At 68.7% G+C, this 22,721-nt stretch carries 18 protein-coding genes; 12 read left to right on the top strand and 6 right to left on the bottom strand.

Features of this window, described 5'->3' with window-relative positions; translation table 11 throughout:
- Nucleotides 1-4 precede the first annotated feature (4 nt).
- Entirely contained in the window at nucleotides 5-1,267 is a 1,263-nt protein-coding gene (locus AC4PMY_RS18705; protein ID WP_491623371.1) for a MurT ligase domain-containing protein, read from the top strand.
- Complete coding sequence (locus AC4PMY_RS18700) at nucleotides 1,264-2,013, top strand: hypothetical protein (RefSeq protein ID WP_491623370.1); 750 nt, start codon at nucleotides 1,264-1,266, stop codon at nucleotides 2,011-2,013. The genes AC4PMY_RS18705 and AC4PMY_RS18700 overlap by 4 nt, the downstream gene beginning before the upstream one ends.
- A 107-nt stretch (nucleotides 2,014-2,120) precedes the next feature.
- Here the strand turns inward: AC4PMY_RS18700 and AC4PMY_RS18695 are convergent, their stop codons facing one another.
- Nucleotides 2,121-2,351 carry a DUF7455 domain-containing protein gene (locus AC4PMY_RS18695; protein ID WP_056011197.1) on the bottom strand — a complete coding sequence of 77 codons (231 nt, stop codon included), beginning with the start codon at nucleotides 2,349-2,351 and terminating at the stop codon, nucleotides 2,121-2,123.
- Nucleotides 2,352-2,582: 231 nt separating this feature from the next.
- Between AC4PMY_RS18695 and AC4PMY_RS18690 the strand changes: the two genes are divergently transcribed.
- Nucleotides 2,583-4,661, top strand: a complete 2,079-nt coding sequence (locus AC4PMY_RS18690; RefSeq protein ID WP_064293779.1) for a DNA gyrase/topoisomerase IV subunit B — start codon at nucleotides 2,583-2,585, stop codon at nucleotides 4,659-4,661.
- 91 nt (nucleotides 4,662-4,752) lie between these two features.
- Here AC4PMY_RS18690 and AC4PMY_RS18685 read toward each other — a convergent pair whose 3' ends face one another.
- Nucleotides 4,753-7,260, bottom strand: a complete 2,508-nt coding sequence (locus AC4PMY_RS18685; RefSeq protein WP_491623369.1) for a DNA gyrase/topoisomerase IV subunit A — start codon at nucleotides 7,258-7,260, stop codon at nucleotides 4,753-4,755.
- 87 nt (nucleotides 7,261-7,347) lie between these two features.
- On the opposite strand from AC4PMY_RS18685, the gene AC4PMY_RS18680 reads away from it, so the two are divergent.
- A complete protein-coding gene (locus AC4PMY_RS18680; RefSeq protein ID WP_071260068.1) occupies nucleotides 7,348-8,490 on the top strand; it encodes an alkaline phosphatase family protein in 1,143 nt (380 codons plus the stop codon).
- A 12-nt stretch (nucleotides 8,491-8,502) separates the two neighbouring features.
- Here AC4PMY_RS18680 and sepH read toward each other — a convergent pair whose 3' ends face one another.
- Nucleotides 8,503-9,621, bottom strand: coding sequence for a septation protein SepH (gene sepH / locus AC4PMY_RS18675; RefSeq protein ID WP_071260070.1), 1,119 nt, complete (start codon nucleotides 9,619-9,621; stop codon nucleotides 8,503-8,505).
- 199 nt (nucleotides 9,622-9,820) lie between these two features.
- Between sepH and AC4PMY_RS18670 the strand changes: the two genes are divergently transcribed.
- Entirely contained in the window at nucleotides 9,821-10,114 is a 294-nt protein-coding gene (locus AC4PMY_RS18670; protein WP_056005937.1) for a DUF4193 domain-containing protein, read from the top strand.
- A gap of 103 nt (nucleotides 10,115-10,217) precedes the next feature.
- Here AC4PMY_RS18670 and AC4PMY_RS18665 read toward each other — a convergent pair whose 3' ends face one another.
- Nucleotides 10,218-10,664, bottom strand: a complete 447-nt coding sequence (locus AC4PMY_RS18665) for a DUF3093 domain-containing protein (RefSeq protein ID WP_071260072.1) — start codon at nucleotides 10,662-10,664, stop codon at nucleotides 10,218-10,220.
- Nucleotides 10,665-10,702: 38 nt separating this feature from the next.
- On the opposite strand from AC4PMY_RS18665, the gene dut reads away from it, so the two are divergent.
- The 7 genes from dut to AC4PMY_RS18630 all read left to right on the top strand — a co-directional run bounded on the left by dut (nucleotide 10,703) and on the right by AC4PMY_RS18630 (nucleotide 19,211).
- Nucleotides 10,703-11,212, top strand: a complete 510-nt coding sequence (gene dut / locus AC4PMY_RS18660) for a dUTP diphosphatase (protein WP_491623368.1) — start codon at nucleotides 10,703-10,705, stop codon at nucleotides 11,210-11,212.
- Complete coding sequence (locus tag AC4PMY_RS18655) at nucleotides 11,209-11,829, top strand: DUF3710 domain-containing protein (protein ID WP_071260074.1); 621 nt, start codon at nucleotides 11,209-11,211, stop codon at nucleotides 11,827-11,829. Before dut ends, AC4PMY_RS18655 begins: the two co-directional genes overlap by 4 nt.
- A 3-nt stretch (nucleotides 11,830-11,832) precedes the next feature.
- Nucleotides 11,833-12,624 (top strand): DUF3159 domain-containing protein, encoded by a 792-nt coding sequence (locus AC4PMY_RS18650; RefSeq protein WP_064293785.1) that lies wholly within the window; start codon nucleotides 11,833-11,835, stop codon nucleotides 12,622-12,624.
- Between the two features lie 246 nt (nucleotides 12,625-12,870).
- Nucleotides 12,871-15,690: an aconitate hydratase gene (locus AC4PMY_RS18645; protein ID WP_071260076.1), complete on the top strand. Its 2,820-nt coding sequence runs from the start codon at nucleotides 12,871-12,873 to the stop codon at nucleotides 15,688-15,690.
- Nucleotides 15,691-15,833: 143 nt separating this feature from the next.
- Entirely contained in the window at nucleotides 15,834-17,798 is a 1,965-nt protein-coding gene (gene dxs / locus AC4PMY_RS18640) for a 1-deoxy-D-xylulose-5-phosphate synthase (RefSeq protein WP_491623367.1), read from the top strand.
- A gap of 55 nt (nucleotides 17,799-17,853) precedes the next feature.
- Nucleotides 17,854-18,237, top strand: a complete 384-nt coding sequence (locus AC4PMY_RS18635) for a MerR family transcriptional regulator (RefSeq protein ID WP_071260356.1) — start codon at nucleotides 17,854-17,856, stop codon at nucleotides 18,235-18,237.
- Nucleotides 18,234-19,211, top strand: coding sequence for an aldo/keto reductase (locus tag AC4PMY_RS18630; protein WP_071260080.1), 978 nt, complete (start codon nucleotides 18,234-18,236; stop codon nucleotides 19,209-19,211). Before AC4PMY_RS18635 ends, AC4PMY_RS18630 begins: the two co-directional genes overlap by 4 nt.
- Nucleotides 19,212-19,316: 105 nt before the next feature.
- On the opposite strand, the gene AC4PMY_RS18625 is transcribed toward AC4PMY_RS18630, so the two are convergent.
- Both AC4PMY_RS18625 and AC4PMY_RS18620 read right to left on the bottom strand, forming a co-directional pair.
- Nucleotides 19,317-21,458, bottom strand: coding sequence for a 3-hydroxyacyl-CoA dehydrogenase NAD-binding domain-containing protein (locus tag AC4PMY_RS18625; RefSeq protein ID WP_071260083.1), 2,142 nt, complete (start codon nucleotides 21,456-21,458; stop codon nucleotides 19,317-19,319).
- Nucleotides 21,459-22,664, bottom strand: coding sequence for a thiolase family protein (locus AC4PMY_RS18620; RefSeq protein ID WP_491623366.1), 1,206 nt, complete (start codon nucleotides 22,662-22,664; stop codon nucleotides 21,459-21,461). It lies immediately after the preceding gene.
- Nucleotides 22,665-22,721 lie beyond the last annotated feature (57 nt).

Below are 22,721 nucleotides of genomic sequence, written 5' to 3'. Positions count from 1 at the left end.
GAGCATGCGCTACGCCCCGGCCATCCTCGCCGGTCGTGTCGTCCGATTCCTCGCCAGGCTGCGCAAGCCGGGCGGGGGATCGGCCGTTCCCGGCCTCGTGGTCAACCGCATCGCGCCCGGGTTCCTCCCCGACACGTTGAACGCCTTCCCGCGTGGTCTCGTGATCGTGAGCGGATCGAGCGGGAAGTCCACGACGACCAAGATGCTCGTCGGCATCCTGCGTGCCCACGGCGTGTCGGTCTTCACGAACCCGTCCACGGCGAACATCTCCCAGGGCCTCACCTCGGCTCTCCTGGAACGAGCCGACCTCCGCGGCCGGATCGACGCCGAGCTCGGGGTGCTCGAGATGGACGAAGGACACGGCGCGCTCATCGCGCCGCGGCTCGCGCCCGCCCACGTCATCCTGACCAACGTGTCCGTCGACCAGATCGACCGCTTCCACGACGCTGCCATGGTGGCGCGCATGCTCGACGCGATCGCTGCCCGATCGAGCACATCGCTCGTCCTGAACGGCGATGACGCGCTCGTCGACGCCGTCGCGCCAGGCAGCGACGCGACGCGATGGCGGTACGGCGTCTCGACGGCCGTGCTCGGGGCCAGCGCACGCGGCCTCGGGTACAGCACGACCTCGTCCGATCGGGTCGACCCCGGTTCCGGAACCGTCGTCGAAGCCCTCGACGGCGATCTGGTGTCCATCACCCACCGCGGCGAGACCGTCCGATTCCGTCTGCCGGCCCGCGGCGTGCACTACGCCGTGGATGCGGCTGCCGCACTCTCCGGCGCCGCCGCGATCCTCGGCCCCGAGTTCCAGCTCGCCACCGCGGCTGAGTCGTTCCACGCGCTCACGCCGGTGTTCGGCCGCGGCGAGGTGACGACCGTCCGCTGTGTCGAGGTCGAGTTCGTCCTCGTCCAGAACCCCGCGAGCTTCCAGCTCAACGTCGACAGCCTGGCGGCCGACACGGAGCAGATCCTGGTGGCCGTCGGAAGCGACGTCCGCGATCCCTCGTACCTCTGGCCGGTCGACACGTCGAGGCTCGGTCGTGTGGCGCTCGTGTCGGGGTCCAAGGCCTGGGAGGCCGCGCTGCAGCTGGGCTACGACGGCGTCGAGATCGACCGCGTCGAACCGGACCTCGGCACGGCGTTGGACGCGTTCCTCGCCCTCCCGGCGCCCGCGCACGGTCGGAAGACCGTGATCTTCACCGCCGACTCGATGCGCCGCACCCGCGCGCACCTCGGCCTCGCCTCGAACGATCAGGACGACGTATGACGACCGAGCCGACGATCACCATCGCCGTCCTCCTGCCCTCGAGCTGCAATGTGAACGGCGACGCCGAGAACGGTGCGGTCCTCGCTCGCCGGGCGCGCGCGCGTGGCCTCGCCGTCGAGCTCGTCCCGGTCGAATCGGTCGCCGAGCTCCCGAGCACGGTCCACGCGGTCGTCCTCGGGTCGTGCGACGACCCGTCGGCGCCACAGGTGCTCGAGGCGCTCCGGCCGTTCCGCGACGCGTTCATCGCCTGGGTGGAGGCCGGCGTGCCCGTCCTCGCGGTCGCCAACGGGTGGAAGATCCTCACTCGTCGGCTCGAGCTGGCGCCGGGGAGCTGGGTCGAGGGCCTCGCCATCATCGAGGGCGACGCCCCGTTGCGGCGCACGCGGGCGAGTGACGACCTCGTCGTCGTGCCGAGCGGCGGCCTGGAGCTCGACGCCCCGGTACTCGTCGGGTACGAGAACCACGGGCGGGACTTCCGAGCCGGGACGGGTGTCGAGTCGATCGGCGCCGTGCAGCACGGACGAGGCAACGGCGACGGCACGGAGGGTGCGCTGGTCGGCCCCTTCGTCGGAACCCACCTGCACGGTCCCGTCCTCGCCAAGAACCCGGAGCTGGCCGATCGGCTGCTCCGTCTGGCGATCACGGTCGCCGCGGGCACCTCGATGCTCGACGAATCACCGGAACTCCACGCCCTCGACGAGATCGCCGCCAACGCCAGAGCGCAGATCGTCTCCGCACTCGCTTGAGGCCGCGGGTGAACGAGCCCGCGCTGGTCTGAGACCGCGCCTCCTCGATGACATGATGAAGGGCCCCGGATCTCGGATCCGGGGCCCTTCATCGTGATGCCGGTGGACTAGGCGCGCTGCTCGGTGAAGAGTCGCGCGGACTCGTCGTGCCAATCGGTCGCGACCTGCGTCAGCTTCTCCTGGTACTTCTTGCCGTGGTGCGCGCAGAACAGCAGCTCACCGCTGTTCATCTGCACGCGGATGTAGGCCTGTGCTCCGCACAGATCGCAACGATCGGCGGCAGTCAGTTGCTGGGCGTCGAGGTCACTCGGCGTGCTCTCGGTAGCAGTCTGTGACATGTGCTCCTCCTGACTCGGGCGGCTACGAAACTCGTAGTACTCATGAAAGCACGCGATTGTCACAACGGGGTCCCATTCCGCGCTCTTTTCGCTGTGCGCGTAGATGATTCGGATCAACCGCGCAGCCGGATGGGTCGACGGCCCGCGACAACGCGTCGTCGAGCGGGTCCGGACGTCCACGCGCCGAGTGTCTCCCTCGGCGTGTCGGCGGCGACGACTACGCTGGGAACCGTGAGCAGCGACTACTCCGCCAGGCATCTCTCCGTCCTCGAAGGCCTCGAGGCGGTGCGCAAGCGACCGGGCATGTACATCGGTTCCACCGACTCGCGTGGCCTCATGCACTGCCTCTGGGAGATCATCGACAACTCCGTCGACGAGGCACTCGGCGGGTACGGCGATCAGATCGAGATCGTCCTCCACGCCGATCAGAGCGTCGAGGTGCGCGACCACGCGCGTGGCATCCCGGTGGACATCGAACCGAAGACCGGCCTCTCCGGTGTCGAGGTCGTCTTCACCAAGCTCCACGCCGGCGGGAAGTTCGGCGGCGGTTCCTACGCCGCGTCCGGCGGCCTGCACGGCGTCGGCGCATCAGTCGTCAACGCCCTGTCCGAGCGGCTCGACGTCGAGGTCGATCGCGGCGGCAAGACCTACGCCATGTCCTTCCACCGCGGTGAGCCGGGGATCTTCGCCGACACGGGGGAGCCGACCCCGGACGCACCGTTCACGCCGTTCGAGAAGCAGAGTGAACTCCGCGTCATCGGCAAGACCAAGCGCGGCGTGACCGGTACCCGGATCCGCTACTGGGCCGACCGCCAGATCTTCACGAAGGGCGCCCAGTTCCAGGCCGAGGAGCTCCTCGGCCGCGCGCGCCAGACCGCCTTCCTCATCAAGGGGCTCGGGATCCACATCCGCGACGAGACCGTCGAGGAGCCGACCGAGGCGGTGTTCCGCTACGAGGGCGGGATCTCCGAGTTCGTCGACCACCTCGCGGGAGACACCGCACTCACGGACACCTGGCGCCTCACCGGCAGCGGGACGTTCACCGAGACCGTCCCGGTGCTGTCTCCGTCGGGCACCATGGTCGCCACCGAGGTGGAGCGCGAGGCAGAGGTCGACATCGCGCTGAGGTGGGGGACCGGGTACGAGACGGTCATGCGTAGCTTCGTCAACATCATCGCGACGCCGAAGGGCGGCACGCACCAACTCGGATTCGATCAGGGCCTGCTGAAGTTCCTCCGCGCCCAGGTGGAGCAGAACGCCCGCCGACTCAAGGTCGGCTCGGACAAGCTCGAGAAGGACGACGTCCTCGCGGGCCTCACGGCGGTGCTGACGGTGCGTCTCGCCGAGCCGCAGTTCGAGGGCCAGACGAAGGAGATCCTCGGCACGCCGGCCGTCCGCGCCATCGTGGCCAACGTCGTCACGAAGGAGCTCAAGGAGCGGTTCGCCTCGACCAAGCGCGACGACAAGGCGCAGACCGCGCTCGTGCTCGAGAAGATCGTGTCGGAGATGAAGTCCCGGATCTCCGCGCGGACGCACAAGGAGACGCAACGCCGCAAGAACGCGCTCGAGAACTCGTCGCTCCCGGCCAAGCTGGTCGACTGCCGCTCGGGCAACCTCGAGTCCAGTGAACTCTTCATCGTCGAGGGCGACTCGGCGCTGGGCACGGCGAAGCTCGCCCGAGACAGCTCCTACCAGGCGCTGCTCCCGATCCGAGGCAAGATCCTCAACGTGCAGAAGGCCTCCGTCTCCGACATGCTGTCGAACGCGGAGTGCGCGTCCATCATCCAGGTCATCGGAGCGGGCTCCGGACGATCGTTCGATCTCGACGCCGCCCGCTACGGCAAGATCATCCTCATGAGCGACGCCGACGTCGACGGCGCCCACATCCGGACGCTCCTGCTCACGCTCTTCTTCCGGTACATGCGTCCGCTGATCGAAGCGGGCCGCGTGTTCGCCGCGGTACCGCCGCTCCACCGCGTCATCGTGATGAACCCCGGGTCCAAGCCGAACGAGACGATCTACACTTACTCCGAAGCCGAACTGCACGCGGTGCTCAGCGATCTCAAGCGCACCGGCAAGAAGCACCAGGAACCGATCCAGCGCTACAAGGGCCTGGGGGAGATGGACGCCGACCAGCTGGCCACGACCACCATGGACCGCCGTCACCGGACGCTGCGGCGTGTCCGGGTCGAGGATGCGGAGTCGGCCGGACGGATCTTCGAACTCCTCATGGGCAACGACGTCGCCCCGCGTAAGGAGTTCATCGTCGACAGCTCCGACCGGCTGTCGCGGGAGAGCATCGACGTCTGATCGTCGGTCGTCCATCGGGCGCAGCACCGACGACGAAGGCCCGGATCGAGCAGTGCGCTCGATCCGGGCCTTCGTCGGTGTGCAGCTCCGATCAGGACGATTCGTCGCTCGCTACCGCGTCGTCCGTCGCCGGTGCCGCCGGTGCGGTGATCGCGCCGCCGATGAACCCGACGGGGGCATCGAGCGGCACCCCTGAGGCATCCCGCTTCGCGCCGACCTCCGGGAGCGTCCGCGGTGTCCCGTCCGTCCCGACGGCGTGTGCCGGAGCGGCGCCGACCCACGCGACGGCCAGCTGGTCCTCGCCCTTCAGGAAGCGTTGCGATCGGACACCGCCGGTGGCGCGACCCTTGGCGGGGAACTCGGAGAACTCCGACACCTTCGCGCTCCCGGTGTCCGTTCCGGCGAGGGTCAGCGAATTGGTCGCGACCGTCACGACGACGACGTCGTCGGTGGGCAGGACCGCCGTGAACGAGACGACCTTCGCACCGGCTGCCAGGTTGATGCCGGCCATGCCACCCGCGGCCCGCCCCTGCGGACGGACGGACGTCGCGGGGAAACGGAGCAGCTGTGCGTCGGAGGCGACGAAGACGAGTTCCGCGTCGTCGCCGACCTGCGTCGCCCCGACGACGTGGTCGCGCGGCTTGAGCGTGATGACCTCGAAGTCCGGCTTGTTCGGCAGGTCGCCGGGGATGACCCGCTTGACCACGCCGGTCTCGGTTCCCAGCACGATCGGCTGCTCCGAGGTCAGCGAGACGATCGCCAGCACGCGCTCATCGCGGTTCGGGAGCGAGAGGTACTCGCCCATCCGGACTCCGGCCGCGAGCTGGATGGAGGCCGCCGGCACCGCGGGGAGGTCGAGCGGGGTGAACCGGATGACGCGACCGAGACTCGTGACTGCACCGAGTTCGGTGCGGCTCGTGGTCTCGACGACGCTCAGGATCGCATCGTGCTTGCTCCGTCGACCGGGTCGTGGTGCGGGCGCGTCCTGCTCGAGGTCGACGCGGAGCGCCCGTCCGGTCGCGCTGAGGTAGACGCGGCACGGGGTGTCGGCGAGCTCGAGGACCGGGGCGCTCTTCCCCCGGCCCGTGGTCGCGACGCTCGGCTTCGCGTTCGTCAGCATGGTCCGGCGCGGTGTGCCGAACTGCTCGGCCGCCGCAGCGAGCTCTGCGGAGACCGCCGCGCGGATGAGTCGTTGGCTCCCGAGCAACCGCTCGAGTTCGGCGATCTCGGCCAACAGCTTGTCGCGCTCGGCCTCGAGCTCGATCCGCGAGAACTTGGTGAGTCGTCGGAGACGGAGTTCGAGGATGTACTCGGCCTGGAGCTGCGAGAGGTCGAAGACCTCGATGAGGCGCGCGCGGGCCTGTTCGGAGTCGTCGCTCGCGCGGATGACCTGGATGACCTCGTCGATGTCGAGGATGGCGATGAGGAGCCCCTCCACGAGGTGGAGGCGTTCCTTGCGTCTCGCCAATCGGAACCGGCTCCTACGGGTGACCACGCTGATGCGGTGGTCGACGTACACCTGCAGCAGGTCCCGGAGGCCGAGCGTCTGCGGGCCGCCGTCGACGAGCGCGACGTTGTTGATGCTGAAGGAGTCCTCGAGTGGCGTGTAGCGGTAGAGCTGCTCCAGGACGGCCTCGGGGGAGAACCCGGTCTTGATCCCGATCACGAGGCGGAGCCCGTGGATGCGGTCCGTCAGGTCGGTGACGTCGGAGATGCCGTTGAGCTTCTTGGAGCTGACGCCGTCCTTGATCTTCTCGATGATCTTCTCCGGACCGACCAGGTAGGGCAGTTCGGTGATGACCAGACCGGTCTTCCGCGCGGTGACCGCTTCGACGGAGACCTTGGCGCGGGTCTTGAAGGAGCCGCGACCGGTGGCGTAGGCGTCCTTGATGCCGTCCAGTCCGACGATCGTGCCGCCGGAGGGCAGGTCGGGACCTGGGACGAACTCCATCAGGTCCTCGAGGGTGGCTTGGGGGTGCGCGAGGAGGTGCCGTGCGGCACCGATCACCTCGACGAGGTTGTGCGGCGCCATGTTGGTCGCCATACCGACCGCGATACCACTGGCGCCGTTCACGAGGAGGTTCGGGAACGCGGCCGGGAGGACCTCGGGCTGCATGAACTGGTTGTCGTAGTTCGGGACGAAGTCGACGACGTCCTCGTCGAGGTCGGCCGTCAGGGCGAGCGCGGCGGCGTCCAGCCGGGCCTCCGTGTACCGCGGCGCGGCGGGCCCGTCGTCGAGTGAGCCGAAGTTCCCGTGCCCGTCGATGAGCGGGACGCGGAGGGTGAAGGGCTGTGCGAGGCGGACGAGGGCGTCGTAAATCGCCGTGTCGCCGTGCGGGTGCAGCTTCCCCATCACCTCGCCGACGACGCGGGCCGACTTCACGTGGCCACGATCCGGGCGCAGGCCCATCTCGGTCATCTGGTAGAGGATGCGGCGCTGCACCGGCTTCAGGCCGTCGCGCGCGTCGGGGAGGGCGCGGGCGTAGATGACCGAATAGGCGTACTCCAGGAAGGAGGTCTGCATCTCCGACGAGACATCGATGTCCTCGATGCGCTCGCCACTGGTCTCCGTCGGCGGGGTCTGCTGTTGGCGGGTCATTCCGTGTCTCTGCTGAGGGGAGTCGAGCCGGTGCTCGGCGAGGATGGCGGGGCGTGGTCGTCAGCGCGGTGTGCGAGACTGAGCCCGATGACCACCATGCTACCGACGGTCGATCCGGAGTCACGCAGCCTTGCCGGTGTCCTCCCGGATTGCCTCGCATCCCTGACGGTGGGCGGTGGATCGCTGCCCCGGGCCGACCATGCCGTCGTCGTCCTCGTCGACGGGCTCGGCGCCGCGAACCTCCGTGGAGCAGCCGCCCACGCTCGGTTCCTCGCGCCGCGCCTCGGTCCGCGCTCCACCACGACGTCGGCGTTCCCGTCGACGACCGCGGCCGGGATCGCGACGCTGACCACGGGGGCGTTGCCGGGTCGGCACGGCCTCGTCAGCTATCGCGCACGGGACGTGGCGGGCGACCGGGTCGTGAACCAGCTCAGCGGCTGGGACGCCGGCATGGTGCCCGAGACCTGGCAGCGCCTCCCGACCGTGTTCGAGCGGGCGAGAGCCGAGGGCGTCACGACGACGGTGATCGGTCAGGAGCGGTATCGCAACTCGGGCTTCACCCGGGCCGTGCTCCGAGGGGCGGACTACCGGGCAGGCCGCTCGATGGCGGACCGCCTCGACGCGGCCCGCGAGATCGCGTCCACGACCGCCGGACCCACACTCAGCTACGTGTACGTCCCCGAGCTCGACCAGGCGGCGCACGAGTACGGGTGGGAGTCGGGACGCTGGACGGCGCTCCTCGAGGAGCTCGACGGCGATCTCAAGCGGTGGTCGTCGCGACTGCCCGCGTCGACCGGCGCGCTCGTCACCGCCGATCACGGGGTGATCGACGTCGCACCCCATCAGCACGTGCTCTTCGACCAGGTGCCCGAGCTGGTCGCCGGAGTCCGCCACATCGGCGGGGAGCCGCGATGCCTGCACCTCTATCTCGACGCCGACGCGGGTCCAGCGGATCGGGAGCGCCTGGCTGAGGCCTGGCGAGCCGAGGAAGGTGGCCGCGCCTGGATCGCGACACGCGAGCAGGCGGTCGACCACGGCTGGTACGGCGAGGTCGACCCTGAGGTGCTGCCGCGCATCGGCGACGTCATCGTCGCCGCCCGCAAGCGCATCGCCTACTACGATTCACGTCCCGCCGATCAGAGCGCGAGGGGCATGATCGGACAGCACGGATCGCTCACCGACGACGAACGCCGGATACCGCTCCTCGGCCTCGGTCGTTACGAGCCCTGAAGCCCTGACCGATCAGACCGGGTCGTCGTCGGACTTCGCACCGAACACGATCTCGTCCCAGGACGGCATCGACGCTCGGCCGCGGCGCGCCTTGGCCCCGGACGGCGCGCCACCATCGGAGGATTCGGCATCGCCCGCGCGTCGCTGCTGCGCCGCCTCGAACTCACCGGTGTCGAACACCGCCAGCGGCGTCTGCTGATCCGGGACGGCGTGCGGCGCACTGGGGCGCTCGGCAGGTTCGGGTTCGCTGGGAGCGGCCTCCCGCTCGCCACGGCGCTTGCGGAGCGCCTCCAACAGGTCGGCGGTCTGGTTGTGCTGCTCGGGGCTCGACGCCTCACGGTTGATCGCGGCCTGGGTCGCAGCCTTCGAGGACGGTGCACGGCCGAAGCCCGTGTCGGCCGCGAACGGCAACGGCTCGATCGGACGCGTCTCGGCGGGCCGGTCGGCCTCGGTCTGCTGCGGCGTCGACACCCGGTCCAGGGAGAACGCGCCGCTGTCGAAGCGTGAGGTGTCGGGGGAGTCGTCGGTGTCGACCGCACGCAACCGGGGGATCAGCGCTGCCGGCAGGTCGCCCTGACGCGAGAGGGTCGTGGCTTCACTCCCGATGGGCGTGAGAGCGAGCTTCTTCGGCTCGAACGCCCAGCGGGCGTCGTGGTCGACCTGGTCGGCCGTGAAGGACAGTTTGACGATCCAGCCACCCTCGGGTTCCTTCCAGCTCGTCCACCGTTCGTCGGTCGCGCCGAGCTTCTCGAGTCGAGCCCGGATGACGTTCCCGAAGGTGGCCTCGATGTCGTCGGCCGACGTGTCGGTCGTCGGCAGGACGGCGACGCCGAGGGCGGTGCCGACGATGTGCTCGCGCTCCGCCATCACCGGACCCTCGAACCGCTGAACGTACTCCAGCGAGGCACCGGTGACCGCTGCGACGTCCTCGGCGGAGAGCCCGCTACGGATGTGCGCCTGCACTTCCCTCGGAGAGATCTTGGTGTTGCCACCGATCGGCGCACCGGCCGGCTTCGCCCGCCGCAGGTGGACGTGGAACGAATCGTCGACGATGAGGCGGTATTCCTCCTCGTTCCGATCTGCAACGATCAGAGCGCCGAGCTCCGCTCCGACTACCTTCAATTCCTGCATGATGAATGCCTCTCAGCGTGCCACGTGATTGACCCACGTTCTCACGGATCACGGGCGTATTCGGGGAATACGCCGGGCGTGCCGTCAGTTGCACGGGAAGGTTCCGCACACCCTCCCGAACACGGTTTGCAATTCATGCGGAACTGATGCAAACTGTGCCCGCCGATTTTGTTCCGACGGCATCGAGAAGTGGATAGGCATGGCAACTGATTACGACGCTCCCCGCAAGACCGACGACGATTCCGAGTCGATCGAGGCCCTGAAGGAGCGCGTTCCAGACAAGCTGTCCGGAGTCGTCGACTCCGAAGACGCTGACAACCCGGGTGACTACAACCTGGGTGGATCCGACCTCTCCGACCTCGACCTCGACGTCGTCGTGCTCCCGCCTCAGGCGGACGAGTTCACCTGCATGGAGTGTTTCCTGGTGAAGCACCGCTCGCAGCTCGACCACGAGGGCAAGTTCGGCCCGATCTGCGCGGAGTGCGCAGCCTGACAGCACCGCCGCGCGAGCGGCAGACAGAACCCCTCCGGATCACGATCCGGAGGGGTTCTGTCGTTGCGGATTCGAGCGGTGACCGGTTCGAGCGGCGGCAGCCTCAGGCGTGCGTGCGCGCGCTGGCGATCGCATCCGCGAGGGCCTGCGGGCGACGGGACGACAGCAGCCAGTACGGCGTCGGATCGGCCGGATCGACGATCTCCACCTTCACGAGGCTGTGCACCCATCCGCGGATCATGAGCCAGGCGCGTGCATCGAGCTTGGTGCGGAGCTGAGCGGTCGCGTCCGTCCCGGTGTACACCACGACCTCACCGATGAACCCGAGCGGGATCGACGCCTTCCCGACCGAGAGGCTCGACTCGGAGACCTGGATCCTCGGCGCCGTCCCGAACGCCAGCGCAAGGCATCCGCCGTACAGCACCACCGCCCCGACGATCCCCGCCGCGAGTGAAACGGGCGCGAGGACGAGCATGGTCGCCGGCACCACGAGGGCGAGGGCGATGATGACCCAGGGGCTGGGCCAGAGGGTTTCACGGTACGGCTGCATGTCTGCCTTGTCTCAGAGAACTGCACTACCCTCGATTCGTGACCGAAAGCGTTGACGTACTCATTATCGCGCCGGATCTGCCCGGCTATGCACACCCCGGCGATGCGGGTGCGGATCTCGTGTCCGCCGAGCACGTCGTGCTCGAACCGGGTGAGCGCGCCCTCGTCGGCACCGGCGTCTCGATCGCCCTGCCCGACGGCCATGCCGCGTTCGTCGTCCCGCGAAGCGGCCTCGCGGCGAAACACGGCATCACCGTCGTCAACTCACCCGGCACGGTCGACGCCGGATATCGCGGCGAGATCAAGGTCACGCTCCTCAACACCGACTGTCACACCTCCTTCACCGTCGAGCCGGGCGACCGCATCGCCCAGCTCATCGTGATGCCGGTGTCCCGGGCCAACTTCATCCCGGTGGAGCGATTGCCAGGCAGCGCTCGTGGAGCCGGAGGCTTCGGTTCGACCGGCGTCGGCTCGCTCGCCGCGTCACCGGCCGCCACCGACCCAACCATCAGCACCGACGGTGCCGCGCAGACAGGAAACCTCGCATGAGCGAACTCGAAGACCTCCCCGACCTCGACCTCGACGCGGAGCTGCCCGACGACGCGAAGTCCGCACCCGAGGACCGCGAGACCGCCGGCCCGTTCGACGAGAGCGAGGCCAACCCCGTCCGCCCCTACATCGACCTCGGTGGCGTCAAGGTGCTGCCGCGGGAAGGTCTGAACCTCCGCCTCGAGGTGGAGGAGGCGACGAAGCGCGTCGTCGCGGTCGGCCTCGACTACGCCGGTTCCACCCTGCAGGTCCAGCCGTTCGCCGCCCCGCGGTCGACCGGCCTGTGGAACGAGACCCGCGCGCAGATCGCCGAGCAGATCGCCCAGCAGGGCGGCACCGTGACCGAGCGCGAAGGCGAGTTCGGCCCGGAGCTCGTCGCCGAGGTGCCGACCGGTGGTGCCGCAGGCACCGACGCGACCCACTTGGCACGCTTCATCGGCGTCGACGGTCCGCGCTGGTTCCTCCGCGGCGTCGTCGCGGGGGAGGGCGCGTCGAAGCCGGACGCCGCAGCGCTCGTGGACGACCTCTTCCGCAGCCTCGTCGTCGTCCGGGGCAACTCGCCCATGCCGCCGCGCGACCTCATCCCGCTGCGCATGCCGACTGCCACGAGCGCGTAGTCGATGACGGACGCACGAGAACCGGAGCCCCGCGGAGTCGACCCGGTCGAACGCCGTGACGCGTCGGATTCCCCTGACGCCACGGGTGACGCGGATCGGCAGCGGCTCGGTGAATCGATGTCCGCCGCGTTCGGTGCCGCCGCACGCAAGTCCGGTCTGGGCGCGATGGCCGAGGGCGACGCCCCCACCGGCAAGGCGCTGCTGCTCGCCATGGGCGGCGTGCGCGGCATCGTCGAGGCGATCCTGCCCGGACTCCTGTTCCTCGTCGTCTACACGCTGACCCTCGACCTGGTCCCGTCGATCATCGCTCCGGTCGCACTCGGGGTCCTCTTCTCCGTGGCACGCCTCGTCCAGCGGCAGCCGGTCACGCAGGCCGTCGGCGGCCTCCTCGGGATCGCACTCTCAGCAGCCCTGGCTCTGCTGTCCGGGCGCGCGGAGGACTTCTACGTCGTCGGGTTCTGGACCAACGGCGCCTACGCTGTGGCCCTCCTCGTCTCGGTGCTCGTCGGGTGGCCCGTCGTCGGGCTCGTGGCCGGCTACCTCATGGGCAGCGGCACGAGCTGGCGGTCCCACCCCGGACAACGACGCGCCATGCGGTGGCTCACGCTGGTGTGGGTGGCCATGTTCGCCGCACGACTCCTCGTGCAGCTGCCCCTCTACTTCAGTGGGAACGTCGAGCTCCTCGGGACGCTCCGGCTCCTCATGGGCATCCCGCTCTACGCGCCGCTACTCGTCCTCAGCTGGCTCGTCGTCCGCGCCGTGTTCCCGAAGGCGCCGCAGGCATCCACCGAGTGATCCGCCGAGAGCCCGGCCCGACGCGTCACCGCGTCTCGGGCCGGGCTCTCGTCATGTCGGGAGGACCTCATCCTCGATGCTAGAATTGTCTCGACATCAAGATAGATGAGCGATGCCGAGATGACACGACGCGCCCGAGCCTGTAGTTAGGCAAGCCTTGCTAGCCGCGGAGCACCCGCCAGCAGCAAGATTGGTCGGAACGCACGTGAGTGAGCACTCGCCGCCGCCAACGAAGGAGAAGACGATATGTCCACCGTGAACAGCTTCGGGGCGAAAGACACCCTGACTGTCGGGACGACCGACTACGAGATCTATCGCATCGACACGGTGGAGGGTCACGAGAAGCTGCCGTTCAGCCTCAAGGTGCTCCTTGAGAACCTGCTGCGCACCGAAGACGGTGCCAACATCACCGAGGCACACATCCGGGCTATCGGCGACTGGGTTCCGACCGCGGACCCCGACACCGAGATCCAGTTCACCCCGGCCCGTGTCGTCATGCAGGACTTCACCGGCGTGCCGTGCATCGTCGACCTCGCCACCATGCGCGAAGCGGTCGAGGCACTCGGCGGTTCCGCCGACAAGATCAACCCGCTCGCCCCGGCCGAGATGGTCATCGACCACTCGGTCATCGCCGACCTCTTCGGCAGCGAGAACGCGCTCGAGCGCAACGTCGAACTCGAGTACGAGCGCAACGGCGAGCGGTACCAGTTCCTCCGCTGGGGTCAGACGGCGTTCGACGACTTCAAGGTCGTTCCGCCGGGAACCGGCATCGTGCACCAGGTCAACATCGAGTACCTCGCTCGCGTCACCATGACGCGCGAGGTCGGCGGCGTCCTGCGCGCCTACCCCGACACCTGTGTCGGCACCGACTCGCACACGACCATGGTCAACGGCCTGGGCGTGCTCGGCTGGGGCGTCGGCGGCATCGAGGCGGAGGCCGCCATGCTCGGCCAGCCCGTCTCCATGCTCATCCCGAAGGTCGTCGGCTTCAAGCTGAACGGCTCCATCCCGACGGGCGTCACGGCGACGGACGTCGTCCTCACCATCACCCAGATGCTCCGCAAGCACGGGGTCGTCGGCAAGTTCGTCGAGTTCTACGGAGCAGGCGTCGCCGAGGTGCCGCTCGCGAACCGCGCCACCATCGGCAACATGAGCCCCGAGTTCGGCTCGACGGCCGCCATGTTCCCGATCGACGACGTCACGCTCGATTACCTGCGCCTCACCGGCCGCAGCGAGGAGCAGATCGCGCTGGTCGAGGCCTACGCCAAGACCCAGAAGCTCTGGCACGACGCGGACGTCGAGCCGGTCTTCAGCGAGTACCTCGAGCTCGACCTCGCCACCGTCGTGCCGTCGATCGCCGGCCCGAAGCGCCCGCAGGACCGCATCGAGCTGAGCGACGCCAAGTCGCAGTTCGAGCGGGACCTCGTCGACTACGCCACGGTCGAGCACGACATCGTCGACCTCGTCGGCGCCGGTTCCTTCCCCGCCTCCGACCCGGCCGGCACCACGCCGCAGGACGAGGACGAGAACAACCACCACCACCACACGCACCGCAGCCACGCTCCGGCGTCCCTCTCGAAGCCGACCCAGGTCACCCTCGAGGAGAACGGGGTCGACTTCACCCTCGACCACGGCGCCGTCGCTATCGCCGCGATCACCTCGTGCACCAACACCTCGAACCCGTCGGTCATGCTGGCCGCAGGCCTCCTGGCCCGGAACGCGAGCAAGAAGGGCCTGAAGGCGAAGCCGTGGGTCAAGACCACGCTCGCTCCGGGGTCCAAGGTCGTCACCGACTACTACGCGAAGGCCGGTCTCACCGAGTACCTCGAGGACCTCGGCTTCTACACGGTCGGCTACGGCTGCACGACCTGCATCGGCAACTCCGGTCCGCTGCTCGACGAGATCTCGACCGCCGTCCAGGACAACGACCTCGCCGTCACCGCCGTCCTCTCGGGCAACCGCAACTTCGAGGGCCGGATCAACCCGGACGTCAAGATGAACTACCTGGCGAGCCCGCCGTTGGTCATCGCCTACGCCCTCGCGGGGTCGATGAACTTCGACTTCGAGGTCGACGCCCTGGGTGTCGACGCCGACGGCAACGACATCTTCCTGAAGGACATCTGGCCCGACGCGGCAGAGGTCCAGGACACGATCGACACCTCCATCAACAAGGAGATGTTCGACCACGAGTACAGCGGCGTCTTCGACGGCGACGAGCGCTGGCGTTCGCTCCAGACCCCCGAGGGCTCGACCTTCGAGTGGGACGAGGAGTCGACGTACGTGCGGAAGCCCCCGTACTTCGACGGCATGACCATGGAGACGACCCCCGTCTCCGACATCGTCGGTGCGCGCGTCCTCGCGAAGCTCGGCGACTCGGTCACGACCGACCACATCAGCCCGGCCGGCAACATCAAGGCAGACTCGCCCGCAGGCCGGTACCTCGACGAGCACGGTGTCGGTCGTAAGGACTACAACTCCTACGGCTCGCGCCGCGGCAACCACGAGGTCATGATCCGCGGCACGTTCGCGAACATCCGCCTGAAGAACCAGCTGCTCGACGGTGTGGAGGGCGGCTACACCCGCGACTTCACGCAGCCCGACGCACCGCAGTCGTTCATCTACGACGCGTCGCAGAACTACCAGGCCGAGGGCACGCCCCTCGTCATCTTCGGTGGCAAGGAGTACGGCTCCGGTTCCTCCCGCGACTGGGCGGCGAAGGGCACGAGCCTCCTCGGTGTCAAGGCGGTCATCACCGAGAGCTTCGAGCGCATCCACCGCTCGAACCTCATCGGTATGGGCGTCGTCCCACTGCAGTTCCCGGAAGGCGAGAGCTGGGCCTCCCTCGGACTCGACGGCACGGAGATCGTGTCGATCGCCGGTCTCGAGGAGCTCAACAACGGCACCACGCCGAAGACGGTCCGCGTGAGCGCCGTCCCGAGCGAGCACTCGGCTCCCGGCAAGGAGCCGGTCGAGTTCGACGCGGTCGTCCGCATCGACACGCCCGGTGAAGCCGACTATTACCGCAACGGCGGCATCCTGCAGTACGTGCTCCGCAGCCTCGTCTGACGACGAGGCTCTACCACCAGGCCGGTCCCGACAGCAACCGTCGGGGCCGGCCTGCGGCGTTCGCCGCCCACCCCGCCCACGACGCGTACACTCGAAAGACGGGCTCCGAGCGATCGGTCGGCCCACGGTGGAGGGACGACAGCGTGACAGTGCTCGATCAGGTGAACGGACCCCGGGACCTCGACGGCCTCTCCGAGGCGGAACTCGTCGAACTCGCCGGCGACATCCGCGCCTTCCTCATCGCCAACGTCTCCAAGACCGGCGGACACCTCGGTCCGAACCTCGGCGTCGTCGAGCTCACGATCGCGATGCACCGGGTGTTCGACTCCCCGACGGATCCGATGGTGTTCGACACCGGTCACCAGTCCTACGTCCACAAACTCCTGACCGGCCGTCAGGAGTTCTCCGGGCTCCGGACCCGCGGCGGCCTCGCCGGCTACCCGCAGCGTTCCGAATCCGAGCACGACATCGTCGAGAGCTCGCACGCCTCGAGCTCGCTCAGCTGGGCGGACGGTATCTCCCGCGCCTTCCAGATGACCGGGCAGGACGAGCGCCATGTGGTGGCGGTCGTCGGCGACGGCGCGCTGACGGGCGGCATGACGTGGGAGGCGCTCAACAACATCAGCGACGACAACACCCGCCGGCTCGTCATCATCGTCAACGACAACGGCCGGTCCTACGCGCCGACCATCGGCGGTATGGCGCGGTTCCTGAGCGGCGTGAGGACCCGCCGGAGCTATCGCGACCTGCGCGAGCGCAGCCAGCGGGCCTTCAACCTCCTCGGCGGTCCGGGACGTGCGCTCTACCGGGGTGTCCGCGGAGGCGCCCACGGGTTCCTGTCCCGTCTCACGAACAACGAGGCGCTCTACTCCAACCTCGACATCAAGTACATCGGGCCGGTCGACGGACACGACATCCACGCGATGGAGGAGGCCCTGACCCAGGCGAAGCACTACGGCGCACCGGTGATCGTCCACGCGATCACCGAGAAGGGTCGTGGCTTCCAGCCGGCACGGGACGACGACGCCGATCAGTTCCACGCCGTCGGCGTGATCGACCCCGAGACCGGGGAGCCCGTCGGGGCGGCCGCCCGCCCGTCCTGGACGGCCGTGTTCAGCGAGGAGATGCTCGCGGTGGCCGAGGCCGACGACCGCGTCGTCGCCATCACCGCCGCCATGCTGCGACCGGTCGGGCTCCACGCCTTCGCCGAACGCTTCCCCGAGCGCGTGCACGATGTCGGCATCGCCGAGCAGCACGCCTTCACCTCGGCGGCCGGGCTCGCCTTCGGCGGGCTGCACCCGGTGGTGGCCGTGTACGCGACGTTCGTGAACCGCGCCTTCGACCAACTGCTCATGGACGTCGCGCTGCACCGTGCGGGAGTCACGGTCGTCCTCGACCGCGCCGGCGTGACCGGCCCCGACGGACCGAGCCACCACGGCATCTGGGACCTCGCGATCCTGCAGGTCGTCCCGGGTATCCGGATCGCTGCACCGCGTGATGGCGAGCGGCTGCGCGAGGAACTGCGTGAGGCCGTGTCTATCGACGACGCCCCGACCGTCATCCGGTTCCCGAAGGGCAGCGCCCCCGCCGAACTCCCGGCCGTCGAGCGTCTCCACGACGGTGTCGACGTCCTCCGGACGACCGAGCAGCCGGACGTCCTCATCGTCGCCGTCGGCCCGATGGCGCCCATCGCGATCGACGTGTCGGACCGACTCGCCCAGCAGGGCATCGGCGCGACCGTCGTCGACCCCCGCTGGGTGGTCCCCGTCGCCGAATCGCTCGTCGAGCTCGCCGCGGCGCACCGGCTCGTGATCACCATCGAGGACGGCATCCGCGTCGGAGGCATCGGCACCCGCATCAGGCAGACCCTCCGCGAGGCCGGCGTCGACACGGCCGTCGACGAGCTCGGCGTGCCGGACGAGTTCATCGACCACGCGTCCCGCGAGCAGATCCTCGAGGATGCGGGCCTCACGGCGCAGCAGATCGCCCGCGACGTCGTGGCACAGGTCCTCGGCAGCCGGATCCCCGTAGCCCGCCCACTGCCTGACGACCGCGTCGAGCAGGACACGTCTTCGGAGCGGAGCACGACGAGGCCGCACGGCGCCTGACCGCGGGCTGTGGCGCGCTTGACTTCGAGTGCACTCGAAGTCGTATCGTGTGGACATGACCACTCTTCACGAGGGCTACGCCATCTCCGACGTCGCCGAACGAACCGGACTGAGCGTCCACACGCTCCGGTACTACGAGCGCGCAGGGCTCATGCCACGTCCGATCGGCCGCAGCTCATCGACGCACCGCCGCTACAGCGAGGGCGACGTGTCCTGGGTCGTGTTCCTGACGAGACTCCGATCGACGGGCATGCCGATCGCGACGCTCCGCGAGTACACGGAATTGGCGCAGCGTGGCGACGACACCGCCGAGGCGAGGCTCGAGCTGCTGCTGCGGCATCGGATCTCGTTCCTGGCCCGCCTCGAGGAGATGCAGCAGTCGCTGGAGGTCATCGATCGCAAGATCGAACTCTACACAGGACAGGTGGCAACACGATGAAGCACATCACACTCGGCACAGCCGGACCAGACATCGCCCGGATCGGCCTCGGCTGCATGGGGATGTCGGCGTTCTACACCGGTGCCGCCCTCGACGATGCGGCGTCGACCGCGACGATCCACCGTGCCTTGGACCTCGGCGTCACCTTCTTCGACACCGCTGAGATGTACGGTCCCTACCTCAACGAGGAACTGCTCGGCGCTGCACTCGGATCACGCCGGGACGAGGTGACCCTCGCGACCAAGTTCGGGACGATCCGCAATTCCAGTGACGGACAGTTCGGCGCCGACGGCAGCGCCGCGAACGTGCGCCTGTCGATCGAGGGATCGCTGCGCCGGCTCGGGACCGACGTCGTGGACCTCTACTACCTCCACCGCGTGGATCCGGGCGTGCCCATCGAGGAGACGGTGGGTGCACTCTCGGAGCTCGTCACCGAGGGCAAGGTCCGGTACATCGGTCTGTCGGAGGCGGCTCCGGACACGATCCGGCGTGCACACGCCGTGCACCCGATCACGGCTCTGCAGACGGAGTACTCGCTCTGGAGCCGCGACCCCGAGGCGGAGATCCTGCCGACCGTCCGTGAGTTGGGCATCGGTTTCGTCCCGTACTCGCCGCTCGGTCGCGGGTTCCTCACCGGCACGATCCGATCGCTCGACGTGCTCGACGAAACCGACTTCCGTCGCGCCAACCCACGCTTCGCGGGGGACAACCTCGCTGCGAACATCGCGATCGTCGAAGAGGTCGACCGGATCGCCGCGTCCCTCGAAGCGACACCGGCCCAGGTGGCGCTCGCCTGGTTGCTCGCCCAGGGTGACGACATCGCACCGATCCCCGGCACGAAGCGGATCCCGTACCTCGAGGAGAACCTCGGCGCCGACGAGCTCTCCCTGTCGGCCGATGCGCTCGCTCGACTCGACGCACTCCGTCTCCCGGCCGGCGACCGGTATCCGGACATGAGCACCGTCGACCGCTGAGCTCTGGCATTCGCTGAGGGCCGGCGTCGCTCGAGGCTCAACGACGAGAGCGGGGTGCCGTCCACCGATGGTGGAGGACACCCCGCTCTCGCGACATCGCGCGGACTACGCCTGGACGCCCCGGATGGGCGGGTGGTGGAAGGTGTCGCCGAAGGCACGCTCGCTCGCACCGACACGATCCAGGTACGGCGTCGCTCCGCCGTCCTGGAAGGGCCAACCCGCACCGAGGATGAGCCCGAGGTCGATGTCCTGGGCGGCTGAGACGACGCCCTCGTCCAACATGAGCTTGATCTCCGACGCGAGCCCGTCCTCGACCCGTCGCAGGATCTCGTCCTCGCTGAGCGGGCTGTCGCCCGTGACGAGCACCTTCTGAGCCTGCTTCGTGAAGCCGGTCACCTTGCCGCCCTTGTCCTTCTCGACGACCGAGTCCAGGCCTGCGAGCCGGTGGAGGTTCTCCGACGCGAAGAACCGGTCGGGGAACTTCCCGACCATCGTGTCCTGCACGTGCGCGGCGACCTTCCAACCGACGAGGTCGATGAGCTGGAAGGGCGTCATCGGCAGGCCGATGGGCGCGAAGGCACGTTCGACCGTCAGCAGCGGGGTGCCGGCGTCCAGGGCGTGCGCCGCCTCACCCATGACCTTCGCCAGGAGTCGGTTGACGATGAAGCCGGGAGCGTCGGCGGTGAGGATGGCACTCTTCTTCAGCTTCGCCGCGGTGGCGAAGGCCGTCGCGAGCGTCTCGTCGTCCGTCTGGGGTGTGCGGACGACCTCGAGCAACGGCATGACGGCGACCGGGTTGAAGAAGTGGAAGCCGACGAGCCGCTCGGGGTGCGCGAGCTTCGCCCCGATCTCCTCGACGGAGAGCGAGGACGTGTTCGTCGCGAGGACCGCCTGCTCCGAGACGTACTGCTCGACCTCGGCGAAGACGCTCTGCTTGACGCCGACCTCTTCGAAGACGGCCTCGATGACCCAGTCGCAGTCCGCGAAGTCGGCCTTGTCCGTGGTTCCGGACAGGAGCGCCTTCAGACGGTTCGACTCGTCGGGGGAGATGCGGCCCTTCCCGCGGAGGGTGTCGATCTCGCCGTGGATCCGGGCGACGCCGGCGTCGACGTGGCCCTGGTCGAGGTCGGTGATGACCACCGGCACCTGGAGTCGCCGGAGGAAGAGCAGCGCGAATTGACTCGCCATGAGCCCGGCACCGATGATGCCGACCTTGGTGACCCGTCGGGCGAGCTGCTTGTCGGGCGCACCCGCAGGACGCTTGGCCCGCTTCTGCACGAGGTCGAACGCGTACATGCTGGCCTGGAACTGGTCGCCGACGATGAGCTCGGACAGCGCCCGGTCCTCCCGCTCGAACCCCTGCGCTTTCGTGCCGCTGCGGGCGGCCTCGAGCAGGTCGAGGGCCGCGTAGGGCGACTTCGCGACGGTGCCGATCTTGCTCTCGAGCATCTTGCGGGCGGTGCTGATGGCGAGCGGCCACTTGATCGTCCGCTCGACCTTCCCCGGCACGTTCTTGCGCTGCACGGTCACCGTGCCACCGAGCACCCCGTCGGCCCACCGCAGGGAGTCCTCGAGGAAGTTGGCGGCGGGGAACATGACGTCGGCGATGCCGTAGGCGAGCGCGTCCTGCGCCTTGAGCATCCGGTTGTTCTTGAGCGGGTTGGAGATGACGACGTTGAGCGCGTTCTCGATGCCGATCAGGTTCGGGAGCAGGTAGGCGCCGCCCCAGCCCGGGATGAGTCCGAGGAACACCTCGGGGAGCGCGATCGCGGGCGCCGAGGCGTCGACGGTCCGGTAGTTCGCGTTGAGGCCGATCTCGAGTCCGCCACCGAGCGCGAGTCCGTTGATGAAGACGAAGGTCGGTACACCGAGGTCCTCGAGCTTGCCGAAGACATGGTGGCCGAGCTGCGCGAGCTTGGTCGCGACCTCACGGGACGGGATGTCGCCGACCTTGCTCAGGTCGGCGCCGGCCGCCAGGATGAACGGCTTGCCCGTGATGGCGACGCCGTCGATCTCGCCCGATGCGGCACGGGTCCGTTGCGCCTCGAGGACGCCGTCGAGCTCGAGCAGCGTGACCGGGCCGAGCGTGTTCGGCCGGGTGTGGTCGCGTCCGTTGTCGAGGGTGATGAGCGCGATCGTGCGTCCGCTCGCCAGGCGCACGTCCTTGACGTAGGAGCGCGTCACGACCTCGTCGTCGCCGCTGATCGCGACGAGCTCCGAGAAGTCGATGGTCGTGTAGTCGGTCATCTACTTGCGTCCCTTCTTGCCGGTGAAGTACGGGTTCTCCCAGATCACGGTGCCGCCCTGGCCGAGGCCGACGCACATCGCCGTGAGGCCGTAGCGCACCTCGGGGTGCTCGGCGAACTGCGCCGCGAGCTGGATCATGAGTCGGACGCCGGAGGCTGCGAGCGGGTGCCCGACCGCGATCGCGCCACCCCACGGGTTCACCCGCGGGTCTTCGTCGTCGATGCCGAAGTGGTCGAGGAATGAGAGCACCTGGACGGCGAAGGCCTCGTTCAGTTCGAACAGCCCGATGTCCTCGATCGACAGACCGGCCTTCCGCAGCGCCTTCTCCGTGGAGGGGACGGGACCGATACCCATGATCTCGGGCTCGACGCCCGCGAACGCGAAGCTGACGAGGCGCATCTTCGGCGTGAGACCGAGCTCCTTCGCCGTCGAGGCGCTGGCGAGCAGACTCACCGTGGCGCCGTCGGTCAGCGGCGAGGCGTTGCCTGCGGTGACACGGCCGTGGGGCCGGAACGGCGTCTTCAGTCCGGCGAGCCCCTCCATCGTGGTCTCGGGCCGGAGTCCTTCGTCGCAGGTGGCGAGACCCCATCCACTGTCGCTCCGGAGCGCGACCGGGACGAGGTCGGGCTGGATCCGCCCGGCTTCGTAGGCGGCCGCGACCTTCTGCTGGCTGCGCATGCCGAAGCGGTCGGAGCGTTCCTTCGTGAGCTGCGGGAACCGGTCGTGGATGCGCTCGGCCGTCTTGCCCATGTTGAGCGCGTCCTCACTGACGAGGCGCTCGGCGAGGAACCGCGGGTTCGGGTCGGCGTCCAGCCCCATGGGGTGACGCCCCATGTGTTCGACGCCACCGGCGAGGACGAGGTCGTAGGCACCGAACGCGATGCCGCTGCCGAGCGTCGTGACCGAGGTCATCGCTCCGGCGCACATGCGGTCGATCGCGAATCCGGGGACGGACTTCGGGAGGCCGGCGAGCAGCGCGGCGGTGCGGCCGAGCGTGAGCCCCTGGTCGCCCTGCTGGGTCGTCGCCGCGATGGCGACCTCGTCGATGCGGTCGAGCGGCAGACCGGGATGACGTTCGAGCAGCCCGATGATCGCCTTGACGATCAGGTCGTCAGCCCGGGTGTTCCAGTACATGCCCTTTTCGCCGGCTCGTCCGAACGGTGTCCGGACTCCATCAACGAATACGACGTCGGCTTGTTCGGCCACGTTGCCTCCTCATTCTCGGGGTACGCCCCGATCCTAGGCGGCAGACACGGGTGGACA

It is taken from the genome of Plantibacter sp. MDV22-iso1 (assembly GCF_058408345.1).
Note: the sequence above shows the minus strand (reverse complement) of the source record. Positions and strands in the feature narration are given on the sequence as shown.